We start from the raw sequence: 26,517 nt of genomic DNA on the forward strand, positions 1-26,517 counted from the left end.
CGCCATCATGGCGAAGCTCAGCACCGACGAGCTCCTGTCCGCCTTCGAGGAGCTCACCCTCATCGAGCTCTCCGACTTCGTGAAGGCCTTCGAGGAGAAGTTCGACGTCACCGCCGCCGCCCCGGCCGCCGTGGCCGTTGCCGCCCCCGCCGGCGGTGCCGGTGGCGAGGCCCCGGCCGAGGAGAAGTCGGAGTTCGACGTCATCCTCGAGGCCGCAGGCGACAAGAAGATCGCGGTCATCAAGGAGGTGCGTGGTCTCACGTCCCTCGGTCTCAAGGAGGCCAAGGACCTCGTCGACGGCGCCCCGAAGCCCGTTCTGGAGGGTGTCGACAAGGAGGCCGCCGACAAGGCCAAGGCCGCTCTCGAGGGCGCCGGCGCCACCGTCACCCTCAAGTGACCCCTGGCACTACCGCCTAGGTGTGACGGCGCCCGTCCCGGGCGCCGTCCGCCGACCGCAGAGCCCCGCATCCTTCGGGGTGCGGGCCTCTCGTGCGCTCGGGATCGATCGGGAATCGCGCGCGGGCCGCGCCGTCCGGGGCCCGCGGATCGCGACGGCGCTGCGCACGGACAACGACGGTGCGGATACGCAACGATTCGACACCGCGGGTGATCTCGACGTGCGGAACCCGAGGGGACTGGACATACTAGAGGGTGGTAGGTATGCTAGCGCTTTGCGCCCGCGTGTGCCCTCGACGCCTCCCCCTGCTTCCCGAAAGTCCTGGTGACATCCCCGCCTGTGGGATGCCCTCCGGCGACGGGTGAAGTCCGGCAGAGCTTCCTGCGGCACCGCAGAGCGTACAGCGTTCACCCGAACTGCAGGGAAGGACCCCTCTTGGCTGCCTCGCGCACCCCTTCAGCTCCGTCCGCCGAAGCCATTGCGAACCGTACCGCTTCCCGTCGCGTCTCCTTCGCAAAGATCTACGAGCCACTCGAGGTCCCGGACCTGCTTGGTCTTCAGACCGAGAGCTTCGACTGGCTCCTTGGTAACCCAGCCTGGCAGGCCAGGGTAGAAACTGCCAAGGCGGCTGGCCGTAATGATGTCCCGGAAACCTCGGGTCTGGAAGAGATCTTCGAGGAGATCTCCCCGATCGAGGACTTCGGCTCCTCGATGTCCCTCTCCTTCTCGAACCACCGCTTCGAGCCGCCGAAGTACACGGCGGACGAGTGCAAGGAGAAGGACTTCACGTACGCGGCCCCGCTGTTCGTCACCGCGGAGTTCGTGAACTACACCACCGGCGAGATCAAGAGCCAGACGGTCTTCATGGGCGACTTCCCGCTCATGACGGCGCGCGGCACCTTCATCATCAACGGCACCGAGCGCGTCGTCGTCTCGCAGCTCGTGCGTTCGCCGGGTGTCTACTTCGAGCGCACCCCGGACAAGACCAGCGACAAGGACGTCTTCTCCGCGAAGATCATCCCGTCGCGCGGCGCCTGGCTCGAGTTCGAGATCGACAAGCGGGACTCCGTCGGCGTGCGCGTGGACCGCAAGCGCAAGCAGTCCGTCACGGTGCTGCTCAAGGCCCTCGGCATGACCGAGGCGCAGATCCGCGAGGAGTTCGCCGAGTTCCCGTCGGTGCTCGACACGCTGGAGAAGGACCACGTCCACACCGAGGACGAGGCCCTCGTCGACCTGTACCGCAAGATCCGCCCGGGTGAGCCGCCGACGGTCGAGGCCGGCCGCGCGCTGCTCGAGAACTTCTACTTCAACCCGAAGCGTTACGACCTCGCCAAGGTCGGCCGCTACAAGGCGAACAAGAAGCTCGGTATCGACGCGGAGCTGGCCGAGTCCACGCTGTCGCTGACCGACGTCGTCGCGACCATCAAGTACCTCGCGTCGCTGCACGCCGACAAGCAGGTCATGTCCGGCGTCCGCAACGGCCAGCCCGTCGAGGTGCGCGTCGAGGTCGACGACATCGACCACTTCGGCAACCGCCGCATCCGCGCCGTGGGTGAGCTCATCCAGAACCAGGTGCGCACGGGTCTGTCCCGCATGGAGCGCGTGGTTCGCGAGCGCATGACCACGCAGGACGTCGAGGCCATCACGCCGCAGACGCTGATCAACATCCGGCCGGTCGTCGCGTCCATCCGCGAGTTCTTCGGTACCTCGCAGCTCTCGCAGTTCATGGACCAGAACAACCCGCTGGCCGGTCTGACGCACAAGCGTCGCCTGAACGCGCTGGGCCCGGGCGGTCTGTCGCGCGACCGCGCCGGCATGGAGGTCCGCGACGTCCACCCGTCGCACTACGGCCGCATGTGCCCGATCGAGACCCCTGAGGGTCCGAACATCGGTCTGATCGGCTCGCTTGCGTCGTTCGGTCGCATCAACCCGTTCGGCTTCATCGAGACGCCGTACCGCAAGGTCGAGAACGGCAAGGTCACCGACACCATCGAGTACCTGACGGCCGACGACGAGGACCGTTACATCATCGCCCAGGCGAACACGCCGCTGGCCGAGGACGGCACCTTCCAGCTCGACCGCGTCCTGGTCCGCACCAAGGGTGGCGAGACCAACGACATCCCGGGTGCCGAGGTCGACTACATGGACATCTCGCCGCGCCAGATGGTGTCGGTCGCGACGGCCCTGATCCCGTTCCTCGAGCACGACGACGCGAACCGCGCCCTCATGGGCGCCAACATGCAGCGCCAGGCGGTGCCGCTGGTCCGGTCCGAGGCCCCCGTGGTCGGTACCGGCATGGAGCGGCGTGCGGCGGTCGACGCCGGCGACGTCATCGTGGCGACCAAGCCCGGTGTGGTCACAGAGGTCTCGGCCGACCTGGTGCTCGTGGCGAACGACGACGGCACGACGGGCTCGTACCGCGTGCACAAGTTCGTGCGCTCGAACCAGGGCACGAGCTACAACCAGCGCGTGCTGGTCGACGAGGGCGCGCGGGTCGAGGCCGGCTCGGTCCTCGCGGACGGCCCGGCCACGGACGAGGGCGAGCTCGCGCTCGGCCGCAACCTGCTGGTCGCGTTCATGTCGTGGGAGGGCCACAACTACGAGGACGCGATCATCCTGTCGCAGCGCCTCGTGGAGGACGACGTCCTCTCCTCGATCCACATCGAGGAGCACGAGGTCGACGCGCGCGACACCAAGCTGGGCCCCGAGGAGATCACGCGGGACATCCCGAACGTCTCCGAGGAGGTCCTCGCGGACCTCGACGAGCGCGGCGTGATCCGCATCGGTGCAGAGGTCGGCGCGGGCGACATCCTGGTCGGCAAGGTCACCCCCAAGGGTGAGACCGAGCTGACCCCTGAGGAGCGCCTGCTGCGCGCGATCTTCGGCGAGAAGGCGCGCGAGGTGCGCGACACCTCGCTCAAGGTGCCGCACGGCGAGTCCGGCACGGTCATCGCGGTGCGCGAGTTCAACCGGGAGGACGGCGACGAGCTGCCCGCCGGCGTCAACCAGCTCGTGCGCGTGTACATCGCGCAGCGCCGCAAGATCACCGTGGGCGACAAGCTGGCCGGCCGCCACGGCAACAAGGGCGTCATCTCGAAGATCCTCCCGCAGGAGGACATGCCGTTCCTCGAGGACGGCACGCCCGTCGACGTCATCCTCAACCCGCTGGGTGTGCCCGGCCGCATGAACGTGGGCCAGGTGCTGGAGACCCACCTCGGGTGGGTCGCCAAGCAGGGCTGGGACGTCTCCCTCGCCGAGGACAAGGGCGGCGACTGGCTGGAGCGCCTGCCCGCCGTCGCCCACCAGAGCGAGCCGGGCCGCCCGGTCGCCACGCCGGTGTTCGACGGTCTGGAGGAGGACGCGCTGCGCGGCCTCTTCGGGGCGACCCTGCCCAACCGGGACGGCCAGCGCATGGTCAACCAGGAGGGCAAGGCCCGGCTGTTCGACGGCCGCTCCGGCGAGCCGTTCCCCGAGCCCGTCTCGACCGGCTACATGTACATCCTGAAGCTGCACCACCTGGTCGACGACAAGATCCACGCGCGCTCGACCGGCCCGTACTCGATGATCACGCAGCAGCCGCTGGGTGGTAAGGCGCAGTTCGGTGGCCAGCGCTTCGGTGAGATGGAGGTCTGGGCGCTCGAGGCGTACGGCGCCGCGTACACGCTCCAGGAGCTGCTCACCATCAAGTCCGACGACGTCCCGGGCCGCGTGAAGGTCTACGAGGCGATCGTCAAGGGCGAGAACATCCCCGACTCGGGTATCCCGGAGTCCTTCAAGGTGCTTCTCAAGGAGATGCAGTCGCTGTGCCTGAACGTCGAGGTGCTCTCGAGCGACGGCGTCTCCATCGAGATGAAGGAGTCCGACGACGAGGTGTACCGCGCCGCTGAGGAGCTCGGCATCGACCTCTCGCGGCGGCCCAACGCCGCCTCCTCCGTCGACGAGATCTGACAACCGGTCGGCGCCCGGGGCACCGGGCGCCGACCTGGACACCACGAGGATTTTCGAGAACTTCAGGAAGTAGGACATCTTGCTCGACGTCAACGTCTTCGACGAGCTGCGTATCGGCCTCGCCACGGCCGAGGACATCCGTGCCTGGTCGCACGGCGAGGTCAAGAAGCCAGAGACCATCAACTACCGCACCCTCAAGCCGGAGAAGGACGGGCTCTTCTGCGAGAAGATCTTCGGTCCGACCCGGGACTGGGAGTGCTACTGCGGCAAGTACAAGCGCGTGCGCTTCAAGGGCATCATCTGCGAGCGCTGCGGTGTGGAGGTCACGCGCTCCAAGGTGCGTCGTGAGCGCATGGGCCACATCGAGCTCGCCGCCCCGGTGACGCACATCTGGTTCTTCAAGGGTGTGCCGTCCCGCCTCGGCTACCTGCTGGACCTGGCCCCGAAGGACCTGGAGAAGGTCATCTACTTCGCGGCCTACATGATCACCTCGGTCGACGAGGAGGCCCGCCAGGAGGACCTGCCCAACCTGCAGAACGAGATCGACCTCGAGAAGAAGGAGATCTCCGACCGCAGGGACAACGACATCAACACCCGCGCCCAGAAGCTCGAGGCCGACCTGGCCGAGCTCGAGGCCGAGGGTGCCAAGGCCGATGCGCGCCGCAAGGTGCGCGACTCCGCCGAGCGCGAGATGGCGCAGATCCGCAAGCGTGCGGACCAGGAGCTGGACCGCCTCGAGCAGGTCTGGGACCGGTTCAAGAACCTCAAGGTCGCCGACCTCGAGGGTGACGAGATGCTGTACCGGCAGCTCCAGGACCGTTACGGCACCTACTTCGAGGGCGCCATGGGCGCGAACGCGATCCAGCAGCGCCTCCAGAGCTTCGACCTGGAGGCAGAGGCCGAGTCGCTGCGCGAGACCATCCGCACCGGCAAGGGCCAGCGCAAGACCCGCGCCCTCAAGCGGCTCAAGGTCGTGAACGCGTTCCTGACGACCACCAACTCGCCCACGGCGATGGTGCTCGACGCCGTCCCGGTCATCCCGCCGGACCTGCGCCCGATGGTGCAGCTCGACGGTGGCCGGTTCGCGACGTCGGACCTGAACGACCTGTACCGCCGCGTGATCAACCGGAACAACCGCCTCAAGCGGCTGCTCGACCTGGGCGCGCCGGAGATCATCGTCAACAACGAGAAGCGGATGCTCCAGGAGGCCGTCGACTCGCTGTTCGACAACGGCCGCCGCGGCCGCCCGGTCACGGGTCCCGGCAACCGTCCGCTGAAGTCGATCTCCGACATGCTCAAGGGCAAGCAGGGCCGGTTCCGCCAGAACCTGCTGGGCAAGCGTGTCGACTACTCGGGCCGTTCGGTCATCGTGGTCGGCCCGCAGCTCAAGCTGCACCAGTGCGGTCTGCCCAAGCAGATGGCGCTCGAGCTGTTCAAGCCGTTCGTCATGAAGCGGCTCGTGGAGCTGAACCACGCGCAGAACATCAAGAGCGCCAAGCGCATGGTCGAGCGCACCCGCCCCGTGGTCTGGGACGTGCTCGAAGAGGTCATCACGGAGCACCCCGTGCTCCTGAACCGTGCGCCGACGCTGCACCGCCTGGGTATCCAGGCCTTCGAGCCGCAGCTCGTCGAGGGCAAGGCCATCCACCTGCACCCGCTCGTGTGCGGCGCGTTCAACGCCGACTTCGACGGTGACCAGATGGCAGTGCACCTGCCGCTGAGCGCCGAGGCGCAGGCAGAGGCCCGCATCCTCATGCTGTCGAGCAACAACATCCTCAAGCCGTCCGACGGCCGTCCGGTGACCATGCCCTCGCAGGACATGATCATCGGTCTGCACCACCTCACGAGCGACCGTCCGGGCGCCGTGGGCGAGGGTCGTGCGTTCGGCTCGGTGGCCGAGGCCATCATGGCCTTCGACCGGGGTGAGCTGGACATCAACGCGCAGATCAAGCTGCGGATGTCGGACCTGGTGCCGCCGCTGAAGGGCTTCGAGGCCCCCGAGGGCTGGGAGCCGGGGCAGCAGCTCCTGTTCGACACCACCCTCGGCCGGTACCTGTTCAACGAGGCGCTGCCCGTCGACTACCCGTACGAGAACGGCGTGGCCGACAAGAAGCGCCTGTCCGCGATCGTCAACGACCTCGCGGAGCGCTACCCGAAGGTCGAGGTGGCCGCGGCGCTCGACGCGCTGAAGGACGCCGGCTACAAGTGGGCGACCCGCTCGGGCGTCACGATCGCCATCTCGGACGTCGCGGCGCCGACCGTCAAGGGCGAGATCCTCGACGAGCACGAGGCTCGGGCCCTCAAGGTCCAGCAGCAGTTCGACAAGGGTCTGATCACCGACGACGAGCGTCGCCAGGAGCTCATCGAGATCTGGACGCAGGCCACCGACCGCGTCGCGTCGGCCATGCGGGACAACCTCGAGAGCAACGCGCGGAACACCGTGATGCGCATGGTCGGCTCCGGCGCCCGTGGTAACTGGATGCAGGTCCGCCAGATCGCCGGTATGCGCGGTCTCGTGGCGAACCCGAAGGGTGAGATCATCCCCCGCCCGATCAAGTCCAACTACCGCGAGGGCCTGTCCGTCCTCGAGTACTTCATCGCGACGCACGGTGCCCGCAAGGGTCTGGCCGACACGGCCCTCCGTACGGCGGACTCGGGTTACCTGACCCGTCGTCTGGTGGACGTCTCGCAGGACGTCATCATCCGCGAGGAGGACTGCGGCACGGAGCGTGGCCTCACGCTGCCGGTCGCGGAGAAGCTGGCCGACGGCTCGCTCGTCCCGCACGACCGGGTCGAGACCAGCATCTACTCGCGCACCTTCGCGACCGACGTGGTGGACGCCGACGGCAACGTCATCGCGCCCGCCGGGTCGGACGCCGGTGACGTCGTCATCGACAAGGTGATCGCAGCGGGCATCGAGAACGTCAAGGTCCGTTCGGTCCTGACGTGCGAGTCCCGCGTGGGCACCTGCGCCAAGTGCTACGGCCGCTCCCTGGCCACGGGCAAGCTCGTGGACATCGGCGAGGCCGTCGGCATCATCGCGGCGCAGTCGATCGGTGAGCCGGGCACGCAGCTCACGATGCGTACCTTCCACACCGGTGGTGTGGCGGCCGCCGAGGACATCACGCAGGGTCTGCCGCGTGTCACCGAGCTCTTCGAGGCCCGCACCCCCAAGGGTGAGGCGCCGATCGCGGAGTACACGGGCCGCGTGACGATCGAGGACACCGAGCGGACGCGTCACCTCGTGCTGACGCCGGACGACGGCGGCGAGGAGATCAAGTACCCGGTCACCAAGCGTGCGCGCCTGAAGATCGCGGACGGCGACCACGTGACCGTCGGTACCCAGCTCGTCCAGGGCGCCGTCGACCCGAAGAAGGTGCTGCGCATCCTCGGCCCGCGGGCCACGCAGACGCACCTGGTGGACCAGGTCCAGGAGACCTACCGCAGCCAGGGCGTGGACATCCACGACAAGCACATCGAGGTCATCGTGCGGCAGATGCTGCGGCGCGTGACCGTGCTCGACTCGGGTGACTCGCAGCTGCTGCCGGGTGAGCTCGCGGAGCGCATGCGCTTCGAGGACGCGAACCGCAAGGCCGTGTCGGAGGGTGGCCAGCCGGCCGCCGGCCGTCCGGAGCTGATGGGTATCACGAAGGCCTCGCTCGCCACCGACTCGTGGCTCTCGGCGGCCTCCTTCCAGGAGACCACCCGGGTGCTCACCGAGGCGTCGATGAGCGGTCGCCGCGACCCGCTGCTCGGCCTCAAGGAGAACGTCATCATCGGTAAGCTCATCCCGGCCGGTACGGGTCTGCCCCGGTACCGCAACGTCGAGGTGGAGCCCACCGAGCAGGCCAAGGCCGAGCTCTACCCGAGCTTCGGCTACGACGAGATCGACTTCCCGACGCTCGGCATGGGCTCGGGCGAGGCGATCCCGCTGGAGGACCTGGACCTCGGCGACTTCCGCTGACCTGGTCGCCTGACCGAGAGGTCGTCTGACCGCGAGGTAGAGCGCCTGTCCGGCTCCGCACGGTTCGTCCGTGCGAGGGCCGGGCAGGCGCTCTACTTGGCGGTTCTTCGGGTGCACCTCACACCCGATTCGTTTTGACCCCCCGTAAACACGCGGGTAACCTAGGAGTCTGTGCCTGCGCCGTCGGGCCGCACCTCTTGCAGGCCGCCGCAGGGCGGCCTCGGAAGCGGCCGATGTGAGTGCGTGGGCACCCCGGCGAGAACCTCCCGGGGCACGTCGTGCCCCGACGGCGGAGCCGGGCCATCGAGCCGGTGGTAAGTGGCGTAGCAGTCCCCGTGGGGCTGTGGGTGCCGCATGCGATCGGCACGCACAAGCCAGAACCATCGACGGGGACGCCGGCAGGGCGTCGCCGAAAGCTCAAGAAGACGACGGAGACGTAGTGCCTACGATCCAGCAGCTCGTCCGCAAGGGGCGGACCTCGAAGGCCGGGAAGTCGAAGACCCCGGCCCTCAAGGGTTCCCCCCAGCGGCGCGGCGTGTGCACCCGTGTGTACACCACCACCCCCAAGAAGCCGAACTCGGCGCTCCGCAAGGTCGCCCGCGTGAAGCTCTCCTCGCAGGTCGAGGTCACCGCGTACATCCCAGGTGTCGGCCACAACCTGCAGGAGCACTCGATCGTGCTCGTGCGCGGCGGCCGTGTGAAGGACCTTCCCGGTGTTCGCTACAAGATCGTCCGCGGCGCGCTCGACACGCAGGGCGTGAAGGGCCGCAAGCAGGCCCGGTCCCGTTACGGCGCCAAGAAGGAGAAGAGCTGATGCCCCGCAAGGGTCCGGCCCCGAAGCGGCCGCTCATCGTCGACCCGGTGTACGGGTCCCCTGTTGTCACGCAGCTGATCAACAAGGTCCTGCTCGACGGCAAGAAGTCGACCGCGGAGGCGATCGTGTACGGCGCCCTCGAGGGCGTCCGCGCCAAGACCGACGGTGACCCGGTCGTGGTGCTCAAGCGCGCGCTGGACAACGTCCGTCCCGCGCTCGAGGTGCGTTCGCGCCGCGTCGGTGGTGCCACCTACCAGGTGCCGGTCGACGTGCGCCCGACGCGTGCCACCACGCTCGCGCTGCGCTGGCTCACCGACTTCTCCCGCGCTCGCCGCGAGAAGACGATGACGGAGCGCCTCATGAACGAGATCCTCGACGCGTCGAACGGTCTCGGTGCCGCGGTCAAGCGCCGCGAGGACATGCACAAGATGGCCGACTCCAACAAGGCCTTCGCGCACTACCGCTGGTAGTAGCTTCCGAGCGGCCCCGGGTGACCCCCGGGGCCGTCGGTGGATGCAGAACCGCCGGCCCCCACCCACCTTTAGACCAAGGGGTAACAGACCGTGGCACTCGACGTGCTGACCGACCTGAACAAGGTCCGCAACATCGGCATCATGGCCCACATCGATGCCGGCAAGACCACGACGACCGAGCGCATCCTGTTCTACACGGGTGTGAACTACAAGATCGGTGAGACGCACGACGGTGCGTCGACGATGGACTGGATGGAGCAGGAGCAGGAGCGCGGCATCACGATCACGTCCGCCGCGACGACCTGCTACTGGAAGAACAACCAGATCAACATCATCGACACGCCGGGCCACGTCGACTTCACGGTCGAGGTGGAGCGTTCGCTCCGCGTGCTCGACGGCGCCGTCGCCGTGTTCGACGGCAAGGAGGGTGTCGAGCCCCAGTCGGAGACCGTGTGGCGCCAGGCGGACAAGTACGACGTGCCGCGCATCTGCTTCGTCAACAAGATGGACAAGCTCGGTGCGGACTTCTACTTCACCGTCGACACGATCGTCAACCGCCTCAAGGCGAAGCCGCTCGTCATCCAGCTCCCGATCGGCGCGGAGAACGACTTCGAGGGCGTCGTCGACCTGGTCGAGATGAAGGCGCTCACGTGGCGCGGCGACACCAAGATGGGCGAGGAGTACGAGGTCGAGGAGATCCCGGCCGACCTCCAGGAGAAGGCGGAGCAGTACCGCGCCCAGCTCGTCGAGGCCGTCGCGGAGACCGACGAGGAGCTGCTGGAGAAGTACCTCGGCGGTGAGGAGCTGACCGTCGCCGAGATCAAGGGCGGCATCCGCAAGCTCGTCATCAGCTCGGAGGCCTTCCCGGTCCTGTGCGGTTCGGCGTTCAAGAACAAGGGTGTGCAGCCCATGCTCGACGCCGTGATCGACTACCTGCCGTCGCCGCTCGACGTGCCCTCCATCGAGGGCCACGACGTGAAGGACGACGAGAAGGTCGTCGTGCGGCACGCGGACGCCACCGAGCCGTTCTCGGCCCTCGCGTTCAAGGTCGCCGCGCACCCGTTCTTCGGCAAGCTGACCTACGTCCGCGTGTACTCCGGCAAGGTCGCCCAGGGCGCCCAGGTGCAGAACTCGACCAAGGGCAAGAAGGAGCGCATCGGGAAGCTCTTCCAGATGCACTCCAACAAGGAGAACCCGGTCGAGGAGGCCCAGGCGGGCCACATCTACGCGTTCATCGGGCTCAAGGACGTCACCACCGGTGACACCCTGTCCGACCCGCAGAACCAGGTCATCCTCGAGTCGATGACCTTCCCGGAGCCGGTCATCGACGTGGCCATCGAGCCGAAGACGAAGGCCGACCAGGAGAAGCTGTCGACCGCCATCCAGAAGCTCGCCGAGGAGGACCCGACCTTCCGCGTGAAGCTGGACGAGGAGACCGGCCAGACCGTCATCGGCGGTATGGGCGAGCTCCACCTCGACATCCTCGTCGACCGCATGCGGCGCGAGTTCAAGGTCGAGGCGAACGTCGGCAAGCCGCAGGTCGCCTACCGCGAGACGATCCGCCGCACGGCGGAGAAGATCGACTACACGCACAAGAAGCAGACGGGTGGTTCCGGCCAGTTCGCCAAGGTCCAGGTGACCTTCGAGCCGCTGGAGACGACGGAGGGCGAGCTCTACGAGTTCGAGAACGCCGTCACCGGTGGCCGCATCCCCCGCGAGTACATCCCGTCGGTGGACGCCGGTATCCAGGCGGCCATGCAGCAGGGTGTGCTGGCGGGCTTCCCGGTGGTCGGCGTCAAGGCGACGCTGATCGACGGTGCGTACCACGACGTCGACTCCTCGGAGATGGCGTTCAAGATCGCCGGTTCGATGGTCTTCAAGGAAGGCGTCAGGCGCGCCGACCCGGTCCTCCTCGAGCCGGTCATGGCCGTCGAGGTGCGGACGCCCGAGGAGTACATGGGCGACGTGATCGGCGACATCAACTCCCGACGTGGCATGATCCAGTCCATGGAGGACGCGACCGGTGTGAAGGTCGTTCGCGCCCAGGTGCCGCTCAGCGAGATGTTCGGCTACATCGGTGACCTCCGGTCGAAGACCCAGGGTCGCGCGGTGTACTCGATGCAGTTCGACAGCTACGCCGAGGTTCCCAAGGCGGTTGCCGAAGAGATCATCAAGAAGACCCGGGGCGAGTGAGTCCCCACAGGTCGACCCGCACAACCAACCTGTAGGAAAAACCGCAACGCCCCGCAGTTGTAGGCTTCTTGGCCGACCATCTGCAAACGTTCGGAACATCTACCCAAGTCCCAGGAGGACCCACAGTGGCTAAGGCCAAGTTCGAGCGGACCAAGCCGCACGTCAACATCGGCACGATCGGTCACGTCGACCACGGCAAGACGACGCTGACCGCGGCGATCTCGAAGACCCTCGCGGACAAGTACCCGGACCTGCCGGCGAACGTCCAGCGCAACTTCGACGAGATCGACGCCGCGCCGGAGGAGAAGCAGCGCGGTATCACGATCAACATTGCGCACATCGAGTACGAGACGCCGAAGCGTCACTACGCGCACGTTGACGCCCCGGGTCACGCCGACTACATCAAGAACATGATCACCGGTGCCGCCCAGATGGACGGCGCGATCCTGGTGGTCGCCGCCACCGACGGTCCGATGGCCCAGACGCGTGAGCACGTGCTGCTCGCCCGCCAGGTCGGCGTGCCCTACCTGCTCGTGGCGCTCAACAAGTCCGACATGGTCGACGACGAGGAGATCCTCGAGCTCGTCGAGATGGAGGTCCGTGAGCTGCTGTCGTCGCAGGAGTTCGACGGCGACAACGCTCCTGTCGTCCGCGTCTCGGGCCTCAAGGCTCTCGAGGGCGACCCGGAGTGGGTCGAGAAGATCGTCGAGCTGATGGACGCCGTCGACGAGAACGTGCCGGAGCCCCAGCGCGACCTCGACAAGCCGTTCCTCATGCCGATCGAGGACGTCTTCACGATCACCGGTCGTGGCACCGTCGTCACCGGTAAGGTCGAGCGCGGCACCCTGGACATCAACTCCGACGTCGAGATCGTGGGTATCCGCGAGCCGCAGAAGACCACCGTCACGGGCATCGAGACGTTCCACAAGCAGATGGACCAGGCTCAGGCCGGCGACAACACCGGTCTGCTCCTGCGCGGCATCAAGCGCGAGGACGTCGAGCGTGGCCAGGTCGTCGTGAAGCCGGGTTCGATCACCCCGCACACGAACTTCGAAGCGCAGGTCTACATCCTGGGCAAGGACGAGGGTGGCCGCCACAACCCGTTCTACTCGAACTACCGCCCGCAGTTCTACTTCCGCACCACGGACGTCACCGGCGTCATCACGCTGCCCGAGGGCACCGAGATGGTCATGCCCGGCGACAACACCGAGATGACGGTCGAGCTGATCCAGCCGATCGCCATGGAGGAGGGTCTGGGCTTCGCCATCCGCGAGGGTGGCCGCACGGTCGGTTCGGGCCGTGTCACCAAGATCCTCAAGTGATCCTGGAGCACTGACTCGGCTGACGGAAGTCGGCTGAACGATGGGGCCCGGGTGCTTCGGCGCCCGGGCCCCGTTGCGTGGGTAGTGGGCATCACACCGCTTTGCGTTTGGTGCCTGCCCAGTCGTATGGCAAGATTGCATAGTTGCCTGTCACAGGCGCGCTCTTTCAAGTGTCGAACAGTGTGCAGAACCGCAGTCCTTGGTCCCGGCTCGCTCGGGGTCAGCAGAGGCTGGAGCGGTCACCCTCCCGGGGAGAACCCGGACGAGGGGTCGCGGGGGTTTTCGCCTGGTCGATGCGTAGGGCGCCCCGCGGAGCACACGCACTCCGGATCTCCGGAGGCACTGTTCCGAGCAGGCTCGGCAAACGTCGTGGTCGGTCCCGGCTGAACAGTCAGGACGGATCACTTCCCAACGGCCCCGGCACCAGCAATGGTGTTCTGCGCCCGGCTGTGTCGCTCTAGGCGACACGCCCGAGTGCGTGGGTCGGTCAGTAGCGGTTCGAGAGAGAGAGTCAGACGACGCCATGGCGGGACAGAAGATCCGCATCCGGCTCAAGTCCTACGACCACGAGGTGATCGACAGCTCGGCGCGCAAGATCGTCGACACGGTCACTCGCGCTGGTGCGACGGTCGTGGGTCCGGTGCCGCTGCCGACGGAGAAGAACGTCTTCGTCGTGATCCGGTCGCCTCACAAGTACAAGGACAGCCGCGAGCACTTCGAGATGCGCACGCACAAGCGGCTCATCGACATCATCGATCCCACGCCCAAGGCCGTCGACTCGCTCATGCGGCTCGACCTGCCGGCGGACGTGAACATCGAGATCAAGCTCTGAGGCTGGAGGACATCATGACCAACCAGCAGAAGAACGTGACCGCGTTGCTCGGGACCAAGCTCGGCATGACCCAGCTCTGGGACGAGGCGGGTCGCCTCGTGCCGGTGACCGTGGTCTCCGTCGGCACCAACGTGGTCACCCAGATCCGTACGGTGGACGCCGACGGCTACGCGGCCGTCCAGCTCGCGGCCGGCCAGGTCGACCCCCGTAAGGTCACCAAGCCGCTCAAGGGCCACTTCGAGAAGGCCGGCGTGACGCCGCGCCGGCACGTGGCCGAGATCCGCACCGAGAACGCCGGCGAGTTCACGCTCGGCCAGGAGCTCACCGCCGAGGTCTTCGAGGCGGGCGCCCGGGTCGACGTCGTCGGCACCACCAAGGGCAAGGGCACCGCCGGTGTCATGAAGCGGCACGGCTTCGCCGGCGTGGGCGCTTCCCACGGTGCGCACCGCAACCACCGCAAGCCGGGTTCGATCGGTGGCGCCTCGACGCCGTCGCGCGTCTTCAAGGGCCTGCGGATGGCCGGTCGGATGGGTAACGCCCGTCAGACCACCCAGAACCTGACCGTTCACGCGGTCGACGTCGAGAAGGGTCTGCTGCTCGTCAAGGGCGCGGTTCCCGGCCCCAAGGGTGGCGTCGTCCTCGTGCGTAACGCCGCGAAGGGAGCGTGACCGCAGCCATGACCACGCAGACCGCGCTGTCCGTTGACGTCGTCGACGCCCAGGGCAAGAAGTCCGGCACGGCCGAGCTCCCCGCTGAGGTGTTCGACGTCGCCGTGAACATCCCGCTGATCCACCAGGTCGTCGTCGCGCAGCGCGCCGCCGCCCGCCAGGGGACGCACGCCACCAAGACCCGCGGCGACGTCCGCGGCGGTGGCAAGAAGCCGTACAAGCAGAAGGGCACCGGCCGCGCCCGCCAGGGTTCGACGCGCGCCCCGCAGTTCGCCGGCGGTGGCACCGTCCACGGCCCGCAGCCGCGCAAGTACGACCAGCGCACCCCGAAGAAGATGAAGGCCGCCGCCCTGCGCGGTGCGCTCTCCGACCGCGCCCGTGCGGGTCGCGTACACGTCGTCACCGGCTTCGGCGTCGACGGCGTCCCGTCCACCAAGACGGCGCTCGCCACGATCAAGAAGCTGACGGAGCGCGAGCACGTGCTCGTCGTGACGCAGCGCGACGACGTGGTGACGATCAAGTCCCTGCGCAACGTGCCCGAGGTGCACCTCCTGGTCGCCGACCAGCTCAACACCTACGACGTGCTCGTCTCCGACGACGTCGTCTTCACCGAGGGCGCGCTCGCCGCGTTCCTCGAGGGCCCGGCCAAGGGCGCGAAGGCTGTCGCCACGGAGTCCGAGGCCGAGACCGCTGAGGAGACCGCCAAGTGAGCGTCACCGTGAAGGACCCGCGCGACATCCTGATCGCGCCGGTCGTCTCCGAGAAGAGCTACAACCTCCTCGACGAGGGCAAGTACACCTTCATCGTAGACCCGAGCGCCAACAAGACCGAGATCAAGATCGCCATCGAGAAGGTCTTCAGCGTCAAGGTCGCCTCGGTGAACACGATCAACCGCAAGGGCAAGACGCGTCGCACGCGTTTCGGCCTCGGTAAGCGCAAGGACACCAAGCGTGCGATCGTCACCCTCCGCGAGGGCACGATCGACATCTTCGGCGGGCCGGTCGGCTGAGCCGGACGAGAGCAGATTGAGGACAGGTTTCCATGGGAATCCGTAAGTACAAGCCGACGACGCCCGGCCGCCGCGGCTCCAGCGTCGCCGACTTCGTCGAGGTCACGCGCTCGCAGCCGGAGAAGTCTCTGATCCGCCCGCTGAGCAAGACCGGTGGTCGTAACAACACCGGTCGTATCACCACGCGGCACAAGGGCGGCGGTCACAAGCGCGCCTACCGCGTCATCGACTTCCGTCGTCACGACAAGGACGGCGTGCCCGCGAAGGTCGCGCACATCGAGTACGACCCGAACCGCACGGCACGCATCGCGCTCCTGCACTACGCCGACGGCGAGAAGCGGTACATCATCGCGCCGAACAAGCTGTCGCAGGGCGACCGCGTCGAGGCCGGTGCCGGTGCCGACATCAAGCCGGGCAACAACCTGCCGCTGCGCAACATCCCGACCGGTACGGTCGTCCACGCCATCGAGCTCCGGCCCGGCGGCGGCGCGAAGATCGCCCGTTCGGCCGGTGCGTCCGTGCAGCTCGTCGCCAAGGACGGGCCGTACGCGCAGCTCCGCATGCCGTCCGGCGAGATCCGGAACGTCGACCTGCGCTGCCGCGCGACGGTCGGCGAGGTCGGCAACGCCGAGCAGTCGAACATCAGCTGGGGCAAGGCCGGCCGCATGCGCTGGAAGGGCAAGCGCCCGACCGTGCGCGGTGTCGCCATGAACCCGGTGGACCACCCGCACGGTGGTGGTGAGGGCAAGACGTCCGGTGGTCGTCACCCGGTGAGCCCGTGGGGCCAGCCGGAGGGTCGTACCCGCCGTCCGAACAAGTCGAGCGACCGGCTGATCGTCCGTCGCCGCCGTACCGGCAAGAAGCGCTGATAGGAGCCTGAAACATGCCTCGTAGCCTGAAGAAGGGCCCCTTCGTCGACGACCACCTGCAGAAGAAGGTGGACGCCCAGAACGAGAAGGGGACCAAGAACGTCATCAAGACCTGGTCCCGTCGGTCGGTCGTCACGCCCGACTTCCTCGGTCACACCTTTGCCGTGCACGACGGTCGCAAGCACGTCCCGGTCTTCGTGACCGAGGCGATGGTCGGCCACAAGCTCGGCGAGTTCGCTCCCACGCGGACCTTCCGCGGCCACGTGAAGGACGACAGGAAGGGTCGTCGCCGCTGAGGCGTGGGGTTTCTCCCCACCACAGCAGCGATGACCTGGACTGTCTGAGAAAAGGAAGCAGGACAGCAATGGAAGCCAAGGCGCAGGCGCGGTTCGTCCGTGTCACGCCCCAGAAGGCCCGGCGCGTCGTGGACCTCATCCGTGGCAAGCAGGCCTCCGAGGCCGTCGCGGTGCTGAAGTTCGCACCGCAGGCCGCCAGCGAGCCGATCCGCAAGGTCGTGGAGAGCGCGATCGCCAACGCCCGGGTGAAGGCCGACCGCGCGAGCGAGCGCTTCGACGAGGGCGACCTGGTCGTCTCCGCCGCGTTCGTCGACGAGGGGCCGACGCTCAAGCGGTTCCGCCCGCGGGCTCAGGGACGTGCGACGCGCATCCTCAAGCGCACGAGCCACATCACCGTGGTGCTCGCCGACAAGCAGACCGTCAAGGAAGGGGCCCGATAGTGGGACAGAAGGTTCACCCGCACGGGTACCGCCTCGGTATCACCACCGACCACCGGTCGCGCTGGTTCGCCGACAGCACCAAGCCCGGTCAGCGGTACCGCGACTACGTCCGTGAGGACGTGCAGATCCGCAAGCTCATGGGTACAGGCCTCGAGCGCGCCGGCATCTCCAAGGTCGAGATCGAGCGCACCCGCGACCGCGTCCGCGTGGACATCCACACGGCGCGTCCGGGCATCGTGATCGGCCGTCGGGGTGCCGAGGCGGACCGCATCCGGGGCGAGCTCGAAAAGCTCACCGGCAAGCAGGTTCAGCTCAACATCCTCGAGGTCAAGAACGCGGAGATCGACGCGCAGCTCGTCGCGCAGGGCATCGCCGAGCAGCTCGCGAGCCGTGTCTCGTTCCGTCGCGCGATGCGCAAGGGCATGCAGTCCGCCCAGCGCGCCGGCGCGAAGGGTATCCGCGTGCAGGTCTCCGGCCGCCTCGGCGGCGCCGAGATGAGCCGTTCGGAGTTCTACCGCGAGGGCCGTGTGCCCCTGCACACGCTCCGCGCGTACATCGACTTCGGCTTCTACGAGGCCCGTACCACCTTCGGCCGCATCGGCGTGAAGGTGTGGATCTACAAGGGCGAGACCACCGAGAAGGAGTTCGCCGCCCAGCAGGCCGCAGCCGCGCCCCGTCAGGGTCGTGGCCGTGGCGAGCGCGGTGAGCGTGGCGAGCGCGGCGGCGAGCGTCGCGGCGGTCGCCGCAACGAGCGTCCGGCCGAGCGCAGCGCCGAGTCCGCCCCCGCGGACCAGGCGGCTGCCGCTCCGGCCGCAGAGACCGGAACGGAGGCCTGACCATGCTGATCCCGCGCAGGGTCAAGCACCGCAAGCAGCACCACCCGTCGCGCTCCGGTGCGGCGAAGGGTGGTACCCAGATCGCGTTCGGCGACTTCGGCATCCAGGCTCTGGAGCCGGCGTACGTCACCAACCGCCAGATCGAGGCGGCGCGTATCGCGATGACCCGTCACATCAAGCGTGGCGGCAAGGTGTGGATCAACATCTACCCCGACCGTCCGCTGACCAAGAAGCCTGCCGAGACCCGCATGGGTTCCGGTAAGGGTTCGCCGGAGTGGTGGGTCGCCAACGTCAAGCCGGGCCGGGTCGTCTTCGAGCTGGCCGGTGTCGACGAGTCCCTTGCTCGTGAGGCCATGCGCCGCGCGATGCACAAGCTCCCGATGAAGTGCCGTTTCGTGGTGCGCGAGGGTGGTGTCTGATGGCTATCGGTACCCAGGGGCTCGCCCCTATCGACCTGGACGGCATGGACGACGAGACTCTCGTCGCCAAGCTGAAGGAGGCCAAGGAGGAGCTGTTCAACCTCCGCTTCCAGTCGGCGACCGGCCAGCTCGAGAGCCACGGCCGGCTCAAGGCCGTGCGTCGCGACATCGCCAGAATCTACACGATCCTGCGCGAGCGCGAGCTCGGCATCCGTACGGCTCCGAGCGTGAGTGAGTGAGGCAATGAGCGAGAACACGACTGCCGAGGCCCCAGAGGTCCGGCGCACGACGCGCAAGGTGCGCCGTGGCTACGTGGTCAGTGACAAGATGCAGAAGACCATCGTGGTCGAGGTCGAGGACCGGGTGAAGCACCCGCTCTACGGCAAGGTCATCCGTCGCACCACGAAGATCAAGGCGCACGACGAGCAGAACACCGCCGGCATCGGCGACCTGGTCGTCATCATGGAGACCCGCCCGCTGTCCGCTACCAAGCGGTGGCGTCTGGTGGAGATCGCCGAGAAGGCCAAGTAAGACTTCTCATCCCGCCGGGGGCGCTGCGTGACACACGTACGCGTGACGCCCCCGGCACAGCAACTATCCGTTCGACCAGGCTCGCCGGAAGCAGTCCGCGCGAGAACCAGTTCGACGACAGGAGTTCACTCACATGATCCAGCAGGAGTCGCGACTTCGGGTCGCCGACAACACGGGTGCCAAGGAGATCCTCTGCATCCGCGTTCTCGGTGGCTCCGGCCGTCGCTACGCCGGAATCGGCGACACCATCGTCGCCACCGTCAAGGACGCGATCCCGGGCGGCAACGTGAAGAAGGGCGACGTCATCAAGGCCGTCGTCGTCCGGACCGCCAAGGAGCGCCGTCGTCCGGACGGTTCCTACATCAAGTTCGACGAGAACGCCGCCGTCATCCTGAAGAACGACGGCGAGCCTCGCGGCACCCGTATCTTCGGCCCGGTCGGTCGTGAGCTGCGTGACAAGCGGTTCATGAAGATCATCTCGCTGGCTCCGGAGGTGCTCTGACCATGGCGAAGATCAAGAAGGGCGACCAGGTCATCGTGATCTCGGGTCGCGACAAGGGCAAGACCGGCCGCGTGCTCGAGGTCCTCAAGGACTCCGACCGCCTCGTGGTCGAGGGCGTCCAGCGCGTCACGAAGCACACCAAGGTGGGCCAGTCGCAGCGCGGCACCCGCACCGGTGGCATCGAGACGGTTGAGGCGCCGATCCACGTGAGCAACGTGATGATCGTCGACCCGGAGACCAAGAAGGGCACCCGCGTCGGGTACCGCCTCGAGAAGGTGGAGCGCGACGGCCGGGAGAAGACCGTCCGGATCCGCGTCGCGAAGCGCTCCGGGAAGGACATCTGATGACCGAGACGACCATCGAGGCCCCGGCCCAGCCGCGCCTCAAGCTCAAGTACCGCGAGGAGATCCTCCCGGCGCTGATCGAGGAGTTCGGCCACAAGAACGTGCACCAGGCCGGCGGTCTCACCAAGATCGTCGTCAACATGGGTGTGGGTGACGCGGCGAAGGACTCCAAGCTCATCGAGGGCGCCATCCGCGACCTCTCGGCGATCACCGGTCAGAAGCCGCAGGTCACCCGGGCTCGCAAGTCGATCGCGCAGTTCAAGCTGCGCGAGGGCATGCCGATCGGCGCGCACGTCACGCTGCGCGGCGACCGCATGTGGGAGTTCCTCGACCGCCTGCTGGCGATCGCGCTCCCGCGCATCCGCGACTTCCGCGGCCTGTCGCCCAAGCAGTTCGACGGCCACGGCAACTACACCTTCGGTCTCACGGAGCAGTCGATGTTCCACGAGATCGACCAGGACAAGATCGACCGGGTCCGCGGTATGGACATCACGGTCGTGACGACGGCGACGACCGACGACGAGGGCCGCTCCCTGCTGCGCCGTCTCGGCTTCCCCTTCAAGGAGAACTGACATGGCGAAGAAGGCCCTGATCAACAAGGCGGCCGGCAAGCCGAAGTTCGCGGTCCGCGCCTACACCCGGTGCCAGAAGTGCGGTCGCCCGCACTCCGTCTACCGCAAGTTCGGCCTGTGCCGCATCTGCGTGCGGGAGATGGCCCACCGTGGCGAGCTTCCCGGCGTCACCAAGAGCAGCTGGTAACACAACTACGCCGTAGGTCCGGCCGGTCCGTCGAGACCGTTCGGATACCCCGGCGAGGAAGGGCAAGAGCCCGATGACTATGACCGACCCCATCGCAGACATGCTGACCCGTCTGCGTAACGCGAACTCGGCGCACCACGACACGGTCACCATGCCGTCGTCGAAGCTGAAGACGCACATCGCTGAGATCCTGCAGGCCGAGGGCTACATCGCAGGCTGGACCGTCGAGGACGCCCAGGTGGGCAAGACCCTCACGATCGAGCTGAAGTACGGCCAGAACCGGGAGCGCGCCCTCGCCGGCGTGCGCCGGATCTCGAAGCCCGGCCTGCGCGTCTACCGCAAGTCCACCGATCTGCCCAAGGTCCTCGGCGGCCTCGGCGTGGCGATCCTGTCCACGTCCTCCGGCCTCCTGACCGACCGGCAGGCACAGGCCAAGGGCGTGGGCGGCGAAGTCCTCGCCTACGTCTGGTAATCCGGAAAGGAGAAAACGCCAATGTCTCGAATCGGCAAGCTTCCCGTTCCGGTCCCGGCCGGCGTGGACATCACCGTCAGCGGCGCGCTCGTGACCGTGAAGGGCCCCAAGGGCTCCCTCGAGCACACGGTGCCCGCCCCCATCAACGTCGCCCACGAGGACGCCCAGATCGTGGTGTCCCGTCCGGACGACGAGCGGAACTCGCGCGCCCTGCACGGCCTCACGCGGACCCTGATCGCCAACATGATCACCGGTGTGACCCAGGGCTACGAGAAGAAGCTCGAGATCGTCGGTACCGGTTACCGCGTCGTGGCGAAGGGTTCGAGCCTCGAGTTCGCGCTCGGCTTCAGCCACCCCGTTGTCGTCGAGCCCCCCGCTGGTGTCACCTTCGCGGTCGAGAGCCCCACCAAGTTCTCGGTCTCTGGCATCGACAAGCAGCAGGTCGGCGAGGTCGCAGCGAACATCCGCAAGATCCGCAAGCCCGAGCCCTACAAGGGCAAGGGTGTGCGCTACGCCGGCGAGAACGTCCGCCGCAAGGTCGGAAAGGCTGGTAAGTGACGATGGCTATCAAGATCCTGGGCAAGGGCAAGTCCGTCGCTCGCCAGCGTCGTCACCTGCGCCTGCGCAAGAAGATCACCGGCACCGCCGTTCGTCCGCGCCTGGTCGTCACCCGCTCCTCGCGCCACATGGTGGCGCAGGTCGTGGACGACAGCGTGGGCAGGACCGTCGCATCGGCGTCGACCCTCGAGGCCGACCTGCGTGCGTTCGACGGCGACAAGACGGCCAAGGCCCGCAAGGTCGGCGAGCTCGTCGCCGAGCGTGCCAAGGCTGTCGGCGTCGAGACCGTCGTGTTCGACCGCGGCGGCAACAAGTACCACGGTCGTGTCGCCGCAGTGGCTGACGGCGCCCGCGAGGGCGGTCTGGCCCTGTGATGACCAACGCACGGAAGAAGAGGACTCTCTGATGGCTGCAGGGCAGCGCAGCGGCGCCCCCCAGGGTGCCGCCACCGAGAACAAGGACCGCAACGACGGCCGCCAGGACCGTAACGACCGCCGCGGTGGCGGGCGTCGGGACGACCGTCGCGGGGGGCGCGAGGAGAAGAGCGCCTTCCTGGAGAAGGTCGTCACCATCAACCGCGTCGCCAAGGTCGTCAAGGGCGGCCGCCGCTTCAGCTTCACCGCGCTCGTCGTGGTGGGTGACGGCGACGGCACCGTCGGCGTCGGCTACGGCAAGGCCAAGGAGGTGCCCGCGGCGATCGCCAAGGGTGTCGAGGAGGCGAAGAAGAACTTCTTCCGCGTCCCTCGTATCCAGGGCACCATCCCGCACCCCGTCCAGGGTGAGGCCGCCGCCGGCGTCGTGTTCCTGCGTCCGGCGTCGCCGGGTACCGGTGTGATCGCCGGTGGTCCGGTCCGCGCCGTGCTGGAGTGCGCGGGCATCCACGACGTGCTGAGCAAGTCGCTCGGCTCGTCGAACGCGATCAACATCGTGCACGCGACGGTCAAGGCCCTGCAGGACCTCGAGGAGCCGGCCGCCGTGGCCGCTCGTCGTGGGCTCGCGCTCGAGGACGTGGCTCCGGCCGCGCTGCTCCGCGCGCAGGCCGCCGGCCGTGCCGAGTCGACTGCGAAGGCGGGTGCGTGATGGCTCGGCTCAAGGTGACCCAGACCAAGTCCGCCATCGGCGGCAAGCAGAACCAGCGTGACACGCTGCGGACCCTCGGCCTCAAGCGGATCGGCGACACCGCCGTGAAGGAGGACCGCGCGGAGATCCGTGGCATGGTCAAGACGGTGGCGCACCTCGTCACCGTCGAGGAGGTCGAGTGATCATGGCGGAGAACAAGCCGCTGAAGGTCCACCACCTCCGTCCGGCCCCCGGCGCCAAGACCGCGAAGACCCGCGTGGGTCGCGGTGAGGCGTCGAAGGGTAAGACGGCGGGTCGTGGTACCAAGGGCACGAAGGCCCGTTACCAGGTGCCCGCGGGCTTCGAGGGTGGGCAGATGCCTCTGCACATGCGCCTCCCGAAGCTGCGCGGGTTCAAGAACCCGTTCCGTGTCGAGTTCCAGGTGGTGAACCTGGACAAGCTCTCGACGCTGTTCCCCGACGGCGGCTCCGTCACCGTCGAGGACCTCGTCGCGAAGGGCGCGGTCCGCAAGGGCCAGCCCGTGAAGGTGCTCGGCAACGGCGAGGTCACCGTCAAGCTCGAGGTCGCGGTCGACCGCGTCTCGGCGTCCGCCAAGGAGAAGATCCTGGCGGCCGGCGGCACGGTCTCGGAGGCCTGAGACAGCAGACAGGGCCGGCGGCGCACGATGCGCGGCCGGCCCTGTGTGCTCTCTTTGATATTCCCGGAACTCGCTTGCGTATTCCCGGAGCGAACGTGGTCCCCCTGACCCCGTGAGCAACGTAGAATCCGACACGGTCTGGCTGCACCGTTGTGGTCTGGCCCACGTTCGACACACCTCGCCGGCGCCCCTCGCCGGCGACACGAGATCCCGCAACGGCGGGCCAGGAGGATAGGGTGCTCAGCGCTTTCGGCCGGGCTTTCCGGACGCCAGACCTGCGGCGCAAGCTGCTGTTCACGATCGCGATCATGGCGATCTTCCGGCTCGGGTCGTTCATCCCGACTCCCGGCGTGGACTACCAGAACGTGCAGCTGTGTATCGGTGAGCAGGGCGAGAACACCCTGCTCGGCCTGATCAACGTCTTCAGCGGCGGTGCCCTGCTGCAGCTGTCGATCTTCGCCCTCGGGATCATGCCGTACATCACGGCGAGCATCATCGTGCAGCTCCTCCGCGTGGTGATCCCGCGCTTCGAGGCGTTGCACAAGGAGGGCCAGTCGGGTCAGACCAAGCTGACCCAGTACACGCGCTACCTCACGATCGGCCTCGCGATCCTGCAGTCGACGACCGTCATCACGACGGCGCGGCAGGGCCTGCTCTTCCAGGGCTGCAGCGTGGCCACCGAGGTGATCGCGGACGACAACATCCTGACGTCCATCTTCATGGTCATCACCATGACCGCCGGTACGGGCCTCGTCATGTGGCTCGGCGAGCTGATCACCGAGCGCGGCGTCGGCAACGGCATGTCCCTGCTGATCTTCACGTCGATCGCCGCGAGCTTCCCGACGTCGCTGTGGTCCATCGCCGGTGGCGCCAACGGCGTCCTGAACTTCACGATCATGATCCTGGTCATCATCCTGGTGATCGGTCTCGTGGTGTTCGTCGAGCAGTCGCAGCGCCGCATCCCGGTGCAGTACGCGAAGCGCATGGTCGGCCGCCGCATGTACGGCGGGACCAGCACGTACATCCCGATCAAGATCAACATGTCCGGCGTGATCCCCGTGATCTTCGCCGCGTCGATCCTGGCCATCCCCGGCCTCATCGCCCAGTTCGGGGACCAGCAGTCCGACTGGGTCGTCTGGATCTCGAACAACCTGGTCCAGCAGTCGTCGCCGCTGTACATCGCGATCTACACGCTGATGATCATCTTCTTCTGCTTCTTCTACACCTCGATCACGTTCAACCCGGACGAGGTCGCGGACAACATGAAGAAGTACGGCGGCTTCATCCCCGGCATCCGCGCCGGCCGCCCGACGGCGGAGTACCTCGACTTCGTGATCACCCGGATCACCTCCGCCGGTTCCCTGTACCTCGCGCTGATCGCGCTGATCCCGACGCTGGTGCTCGTCTTCCTCGGCGTCAGCACCAACCTGCCCTTCGGCGGTAGCTCGATCCTCATCGTGGTCGGCGTCGGGCTGGAGACGGTCAAGCAGATCGACTCGCAGCTGCAGCAGCGCCACTACGAAGGATTCCTCCGTTGAGCCAGACTCCCACCACCACCTCTCGCCGCGAGCTGCACGCTCGTCCGGACCAGGAGGGCCAGGTCACGCGTCTGGTCATCATGGGCCCGCAGGGCGTCGGCAAGGGCACGCAGGCCGCGCGCCTCGCCGAGATCTTCGGGATCGTGGCCATCTCCACCGGTGACATCTTCCGCGCCAACATCAAGGGCAGCACGGACCTCGGCACGACGGCCAAGGCCTACATGGACAAGGGTGAGCTCGTCCCGGACGAGGTCACCAACGCGATGATCCGCGACCGCCTCGGGGACGAGGACGTCAAGGCCGGCTTCCTGCTCGACGGCTACCCGCGCAACGCGGCCCAGGTCGCCGAGCTGGACACCGCGCTCGCCGACTTCGGCTGGGAGCTCGACGGCGTCATCGAGCTGACGGCGGAGCGGGACGTGCTGATGGAGCGCCTCACCAAGCGCGCCAAGGACGAGGGCCGCGAGGACGACACCCCCGAGGCGATCGCCCGCCGCCTCGACATCTACGACACCGAGACGGCACCCCTCACCGCGGCGTACGCGGAACGCGGGCTGCTGGCCCGGGTGGACGGCGTCGGGGAGATCGCGGAGGTCACCGACCGCATCGTCGCCTCCCTCGCCACCCAGCTGGGCTGAGCGGTGGTCTTCGGCCGGGAGCGGATCGAGTACAAGACGCCGGACCAGGTGCGCCTCATGCGGCGGGCCGGGCTGGTGGTCGCCGACACGCTCGCCGCGGTCCGGGCGGCTGCCCGCCCCGGCCTGACTACCGCCGACCTCGACGCGGTCGCCGCCCAGGCGATCGCCGCGGCGGGCGCCACGCCGTCGTTCCTGGGGTACCAGGGCTTTCCGGCGGTGATCTGCACCTCGGTCAACAACGAGGTGATCCACGGCATCCCGGGCAGCCGCGTGCTCGCAGCGGGCGACCTCGTCTCGATCGACTGCGGCGCGATCGTCGAGGGCTGGCACGGCGACTCGGCGCTCTCGTTCGTCCTCGGCCCGGAGGGCCCCCTGGACCACCGCCTGCTCGACGACGACCTGGTCGCCTCGGGCTGTATCGACAGTCGCTCCGATCCTGCGCTCGCAAGCTCGCTCCGGACCGACGCTCCGGACCTCGCCGACATCGCGCTCGTCCGGGCGACCGAGACCGCCATGTGGGCGGGCATCGCCGCGCTGGCCTCGGCCAAGCGGCTGAACGCCGTGGGCGAGGCCGTCGAGACCGCCGTCGAGCTGGCGGGGGAGATCGCCGGCGTCGAGTTCGGCATCGTCGAGGAGTACGTCGGGCACGGCATCGGCAGCGCCATGCACCAGCCGCCGGACGTGCACAACTACCGGACGTCGGGCTCGGGCCCGCGGCTGCGCTCCGGGATGTGTCTGGCCATCGAGCCGATGATCACCCGCGGCGGGTCCGATACCAGCGTCCTCGACGACGACTGGACGGTGGTCACCGACGACGGCTCACGCGCGGCGCACTGGGAGCACTCGACGGCGATCCTCGAGGACGGCATCGTCGTGCTGACCGCCGTCGACGGGGGAGCCGAGCGCCTCGCCGACTTCGGCGTCGCGCCGGTCTCGCTGGGCTGAGCGCGGAGCCCGGCTGGCATGACGAGCGGCTGA

At 67.7% G+C, this 26,517-nt stretch carries 31 protein-coding genes; all 31 read left to right on the forward strand.

The annotated features are described in order from the left end of the window. Nucleotides 1-7: 7 nt before the first annotated feature. The 31 genes from rplL to AC0QU1_RS03850 all read left to right on the forward strand — a co-directional run bounded on the left by rplL (nucleotide 8) and on the right by AC0QU1_RS03850 (nucleotide 26,484). Nucleotides 8-397, forward strand: a complete 390-nt coding sequence (rplL, locus tag AC0QU1_RS03700; RefSeq protein WP_483574419.1) for a 50S ribosomal protein L7/L12 — start codon at nucleotides 8-10, stop codon at nucleotides 395-397. A gap of 435 nt (nucleotides 398-832) precedes the next feature. Then, nucleotides 833-4,345: a DNA-directed RNA polymerase subunit beta gene (gene rpoB / locus AC0QU1_RS03705; protein WP_483574421.1), complete on the forward strand. Its 3,513-nt coding sequence runs from the start codon at nucleotides 833-835 to the stop codon at nucleotides 4,343-4,345. A 79-nt stretch (nucleotides 4,346-4,424) separates the two neighbouring features. After that, nucleotides 4,425-8,309, forward strand: a complete 3,885-nt coding sequence (locus AC0QU1_RS03710; RefSeq protein WP_483574422.1) for a DNA-directed RNA polymerase subunit beta' — start codon at nucleotides 4,425-4,427, stop codon at nucleotides 8,307-8,309. Between the two features lie 439 nt (nucleotides 8,310-8,748). Beyond that, complete coding sequence (gene rpsL, locus AC0QU1_RS03715) at nucleotides 8,749-9,123, forward strand: 30S ribosomal protein S12 (RefSeq protein ID WP_020016109.1); 375 nt, start codon at nucleotides 8,749-8,751, stop codon at nucleotides 9,121-9,123. After that, nucleotides 9,123-9,593: a 30S ribosomal protein S7 gene (gene rpsG, locus AC0QU1_RS03720; RefSeq protein ID WP_020016110.1), complete on the forward strand. Its 471-nt coding sequence runs from the start codon at nucleotides 9,123-9,125 to the stop codon at nucleotides 9,591-9,593. The genes rpsL and rpsG overlap by 1 nt, the downstream gene beginning before the upstream one ends. Before the next feature lie 93 nt (nucleotides 9,594-9,686). Next, on the forward strand, nucleotides 9,687-11,789 hold the full coding sequence (gene fusA, locus AC0QU1_RS03725; protein ID WP_483574425.1) for an elongation factor G: 2,103 nt from the start codon (nucleotides 9,687-9,689) through the stop codon (nucleotides 11,787-11,789). A 125-nt stretch (nucleotides 11,790-11,914) separates the two neighbouring features. Next, nucleotides 11,915-13,111, forward strand: a complete 1,197-nt coding sequence (gene tuf / locus AC0QU1_RS03730) for an elongation factor Tu (RefSeq protein ID WP_483574426.1) — start codon at nucleotides 11,915-11,917, stop codon at nucleotides 13,109-13,111. A 523-nt stretch (nucleotides 13,112-13,634) separates the two neighbouring features. Further along, the gene (gene rpsJ, locus AC0QU1_RS03735) at nucleotides 13,635-13,943 is read left to right on the forward strand and encodes a 30S ribosomal protein S10 (protein WP_019146773.1); all 309 of its coding nucleotides are present in this window, start codon (nucleotides 13,635-13,637) and stop codon (nucleotides 13,941-13,943) included. A 14-nt stretch (nucleotides 13,944-13,957) separates the two neighbouring features. Further along, the gene (gene rplC / locus AC0QU1_RS03740) at nucleotides 13,958-14,611 is read left to right on the forward strand and encodes a 50S ribosomal protein L3 (protein ID WP_483574428.1); all 654 of its coding nucleotides are present in this window, start codon (nucleotides 13,958-13,960) and stop codon (nucleotides 14,609-14,611) included. Nucleotides 14,612-14,619: 8 nt separating this feature from the next. Beyond that, nucleotides 14,620-15,321, forward strand: a complete 702-nt coding sequence (gene rplD, locus AC0QU1_RS03745; RefSeq protein ID WP_483574430.1) for a 50S ribosomal protein L4 — start codon at nucleotides 14,620-14,622, stop codon at nucleotides 15,319-15,321. Beyond that, nucleotides 15,318-15,620: a 50S ribosomal protein L23 gene (gene rplW / locus AC0QU1_RS03750; protein WP_253835543.1), complete on the forward strand. Its 303-nt coding sequence runs from the start codon at nucleotides 15,318-15,320 to the stop codon at nucleotides 15,618-15,620. Before rplD ends, rplW begins: the two co-directional genes overlap by 4 nt. 32 nt (nucleotides 15,621-15,652) lie before the next feature. Continuing rightward, a complete protein-coding gene (rplB, locus tag AC0QU1_RS03755; protein ID WP_483574432.1) occupies nucleotides 15,653-16,489 on the forward strand; it encodes a 50S ribosomal protein L2 in 837 nt (278 codons plus the stop codon). 14 nt (nucleotides 16,490-16,503) lie between these two features. After that, nucleotides 16,504-16,785 carry a 30S ribosomal protein S19 gene (gene rpsS, locus AC0QU1_RS03760; protein ID WP_171103653.1) on the forward strand — a complete coding sequence of 94 codons (282 nt, stop codon included), beginning with the start codon at nucleotides 16,504-16,506 and terminating at the stop codon, nucleotides 16,783-16,785. 68 nt (nucleotides 16,786-16,853) lie between these two features. Further along, nucleotides 16,854-17,225, forward strand: a complete 372-nt coding sequence (rplV, locus tag AC0QU1_RS03765; protein WP_119139904.1) for a 50S ribosomal protein L22 — start codon at nucleotides 16,854-16,856, stop codon at nucleotides 17,223-17,225. Then, nucleotides 17,225-18,061, forward strand: coding sequence for a 30S ribosomal protein S3 (rpsC, locus tag AC0QU1_RS03770; RefSeq protein ID WP_483574434.1), 837 nt, complete (start codon nucleotides 17,225-17,227; stop codon nucleotides 18,059-18,061). Before rplV ends, rpsC begins: the two co-directional genes overlap by 1 nt. A gap of 2 nt (nucleotides 18,062-18,063) precedes the next feature. Next, entirely contained in the window at nucleotides 18,064-18,480 is a 417-nt protein-coding gene (rplP, locus tag AC0QU1_RS03775) for a 50S ribosomal protein L16 (RefSeq protein ID WP_119139900.1), read from the forward strand. Further along, nucleotides 18,480-18,719, forward strand: coding sequence for a 50S ribosomal protein L29 (rpmC, locus tag AC0QU1_RS03780; RefSeq protein ID WP_116673593.1), 240 nt, complete (start codon nucleotides 18,480-18,482; stop codon nucleotides 18,717-18,719). The genes rplP and rpmC overlap by 1 nt, the downstream gene beginning before the upstream one ends. A 4-nt stretch (nucleotides 18,720-18,723) precedes the next feature. Continuing rightward, on the forward strand, nucleotides 18,724-19,011 hold the full coding sequence (gene rpsQ / locus AC0QU1_RS03785) for a 30S ribosomal protein S17 (protein ID WP_483574435.1): 288 nt from the start codon (nucleotides 18,724-18,726) through the stop codon (nucleotides 19,009-19,011). Between the two features lie 133 nt (nucleotides 19,012-19,144). Beyond that, the gene (rplN, locus tag AC0QU1_RS03790) at nucleotides 19,145-19,513 is read left to right on the forward strand and encodes a 50S ribosomal protein L14 (RefSeq protein WP_020016123.1); all 369 of its coding nucleotides are present in this window, start codon (nucleotides 19,145-19,147) and stop codon (nucleotides 19,511-19,513) included. Nucleotides 19,514-19,515: 2 nt separating this feature from the next. Further along, the gene (gene rplX, locus AC0QU1_RS03795; RefSeq protein ID WP_483574436.1) at nucleotides 19,516-19,857 is read left to right on the forward strand and encodes a 50S ribosomal protein L24; all 342 of its coding nucleotides are present in this window, start codon (nucleotides 19,516-19,518) and stop codon (nucleotides 19,855-19,857) included. Continuing rightward, nucleotides 19,857-20,429, forward strand: a complete 573-nt coding sequence (rplE, locus tag AC0QU1_RS03800) for a 50S ribosomal protein L5 (protein ID WP_483574438.1) — start codon at nucleotides 19,857-19,859, stop codon at nucleotides 20,427-20,429. The genes rplX and rplE overlap by 1 nt, the downstream gene beginning before the upstream one ends. A gap of 1 nt (nucleotide 20,430) precedes the next feature. Next, nucleotides 20,431-20,616: a type Z 30S ribosomal protein S14 gene (locus tag AC0QU1_RS03805; RefSeq protein WP_020016126.1), complete on the forward strand. Its 186-nt coding sequence runs from the start codon at nucleotides 20,431-20,433 to the stop codon at nucleotides 20,614-20,616. Nucleotides 20,617-20,689: 73 nt separating this feature from the next. Then, on the forward strand, nucleotides 20,690-21,088 hold the full coding sequence (gene rpsH, locus AC0QU1_RS03810) for a 30S ribosomal protein S8 (RefSeq protein WP_483574440.1): 399 nt from the start codon (nucleotides 20,690-20,692) through the stop codon (nucleotides 21,086-21,088). 21 nt (nucleotides 21,089-21,109) lie between these two features. Beyond that, nucleotides 21,110-21,646 (forward strand): 50S ribosomal protein L6, encoded by a 537-nt coding sequence (rplF, locus tag AC0QU1_RS03815; protein ID WP_483574441.1) that lies wholly within the window; start codon nucleotides 21,110-21,112, stop codon nucleotides 21,644-21,646. 2 nt (nucleotides 21,647-21,648) lie between these two features. Next, the gene (gene rplR / locus AC0QU1_RS03820; protein ID WP_483574442.1) at nucleotides 21,649-22,020 is read left to right on the forward strand and encodes a 50S ribosomal protein L18; all 372 of its coding nucleotides are present in this window, start codon (nucleotides 21,649-21,651) and stop codon (nucleotides 22,018-22,020) included. Nucleotides 22,021-22,051: 31 nt separating this feature from the next. Beyond that, nucleotides 22,052-22,726 (forward strand): 30S ribosomal protein S5, encoded by a 675-nt coding sequence (rpsE, locus tag AC0QU1_RS03825; protein ID WP_483574444.1) that lies wholly within the window; start codon nucleotides 22,052-22,054, stop codon nucleotides 22,724-22,726. Further along, a complete protein-coding gene (rpmD, locus tag AC0QU1_RS03830) occupies nucleotides 22,726-22,908 on the forward strand; it encodes a 50S ribosomal protein L30 (RefSeq protein ID WP_171103670.1) in 183 nt (60 codons plus the stop codon). Before rpsE ends, rpmD begins: the two co-directional genes overlap by 1 nt. Nucleotides 22,909-22,910: 2 nt before the next feature. After that, nucleotides 22,911-23,363, forward strand: coding sequence for a 50S ribosomal protein L15 (gene rplO, locus AC0QU1_RS03835; protein WP_483574446.1), 453 nt, complete (start codon nucleotides 22,911-22,913; stop codon nucleotides 23,361-23,363). Nucleotides 23,364-23,599: 236 nt separating this feature from the next. After that, nucleotides 23,600-24,901: a preprotein translocase subunit SecY gene (gene secY / locus AC0QU1_RS03840; protein WP_483574448.1), complete on the forward strand. Its 1,302-nt coding sequence runs from the start codon at nucleotides 23,600-23,602 to the stop codon at nucleotides 24,899-24,901. A gap of 80 nt (nucleotides 24,902-24,981) precedes the next feature. Beyond that, on the forward strand, nucleotides 24,982-25,539 hold the full coding sequence (locus AC0QU1_RS03845) for an adenylate kinase (RefSeq protein ID WP_483576625.1): 558 nt from the start codon (nucleotides 24,982-24,984) through the stop codon (nucleotides 25,537-25,539). Between the two features lie 3 nt (nucleotides 25,540-25,542). Further along, nucleotides 25,543-26,484 (forward strand): type I methionyl aminopeptidase, encoded by a 942-nt coding sequence (locus tag AC0QU1_RS03850; RefSeq protein WP_483574449.1) that lies wholly within the window; start codon nucleotides 25,543-25,545, stop codon nucleotides 26,482-26,484. Nucleotides 26,485-26,517 lie beyond the last annotated feature (33 nt).

It is taken from the genome of Promicromonospora noduliphila, from assembly GCF_056951025.1.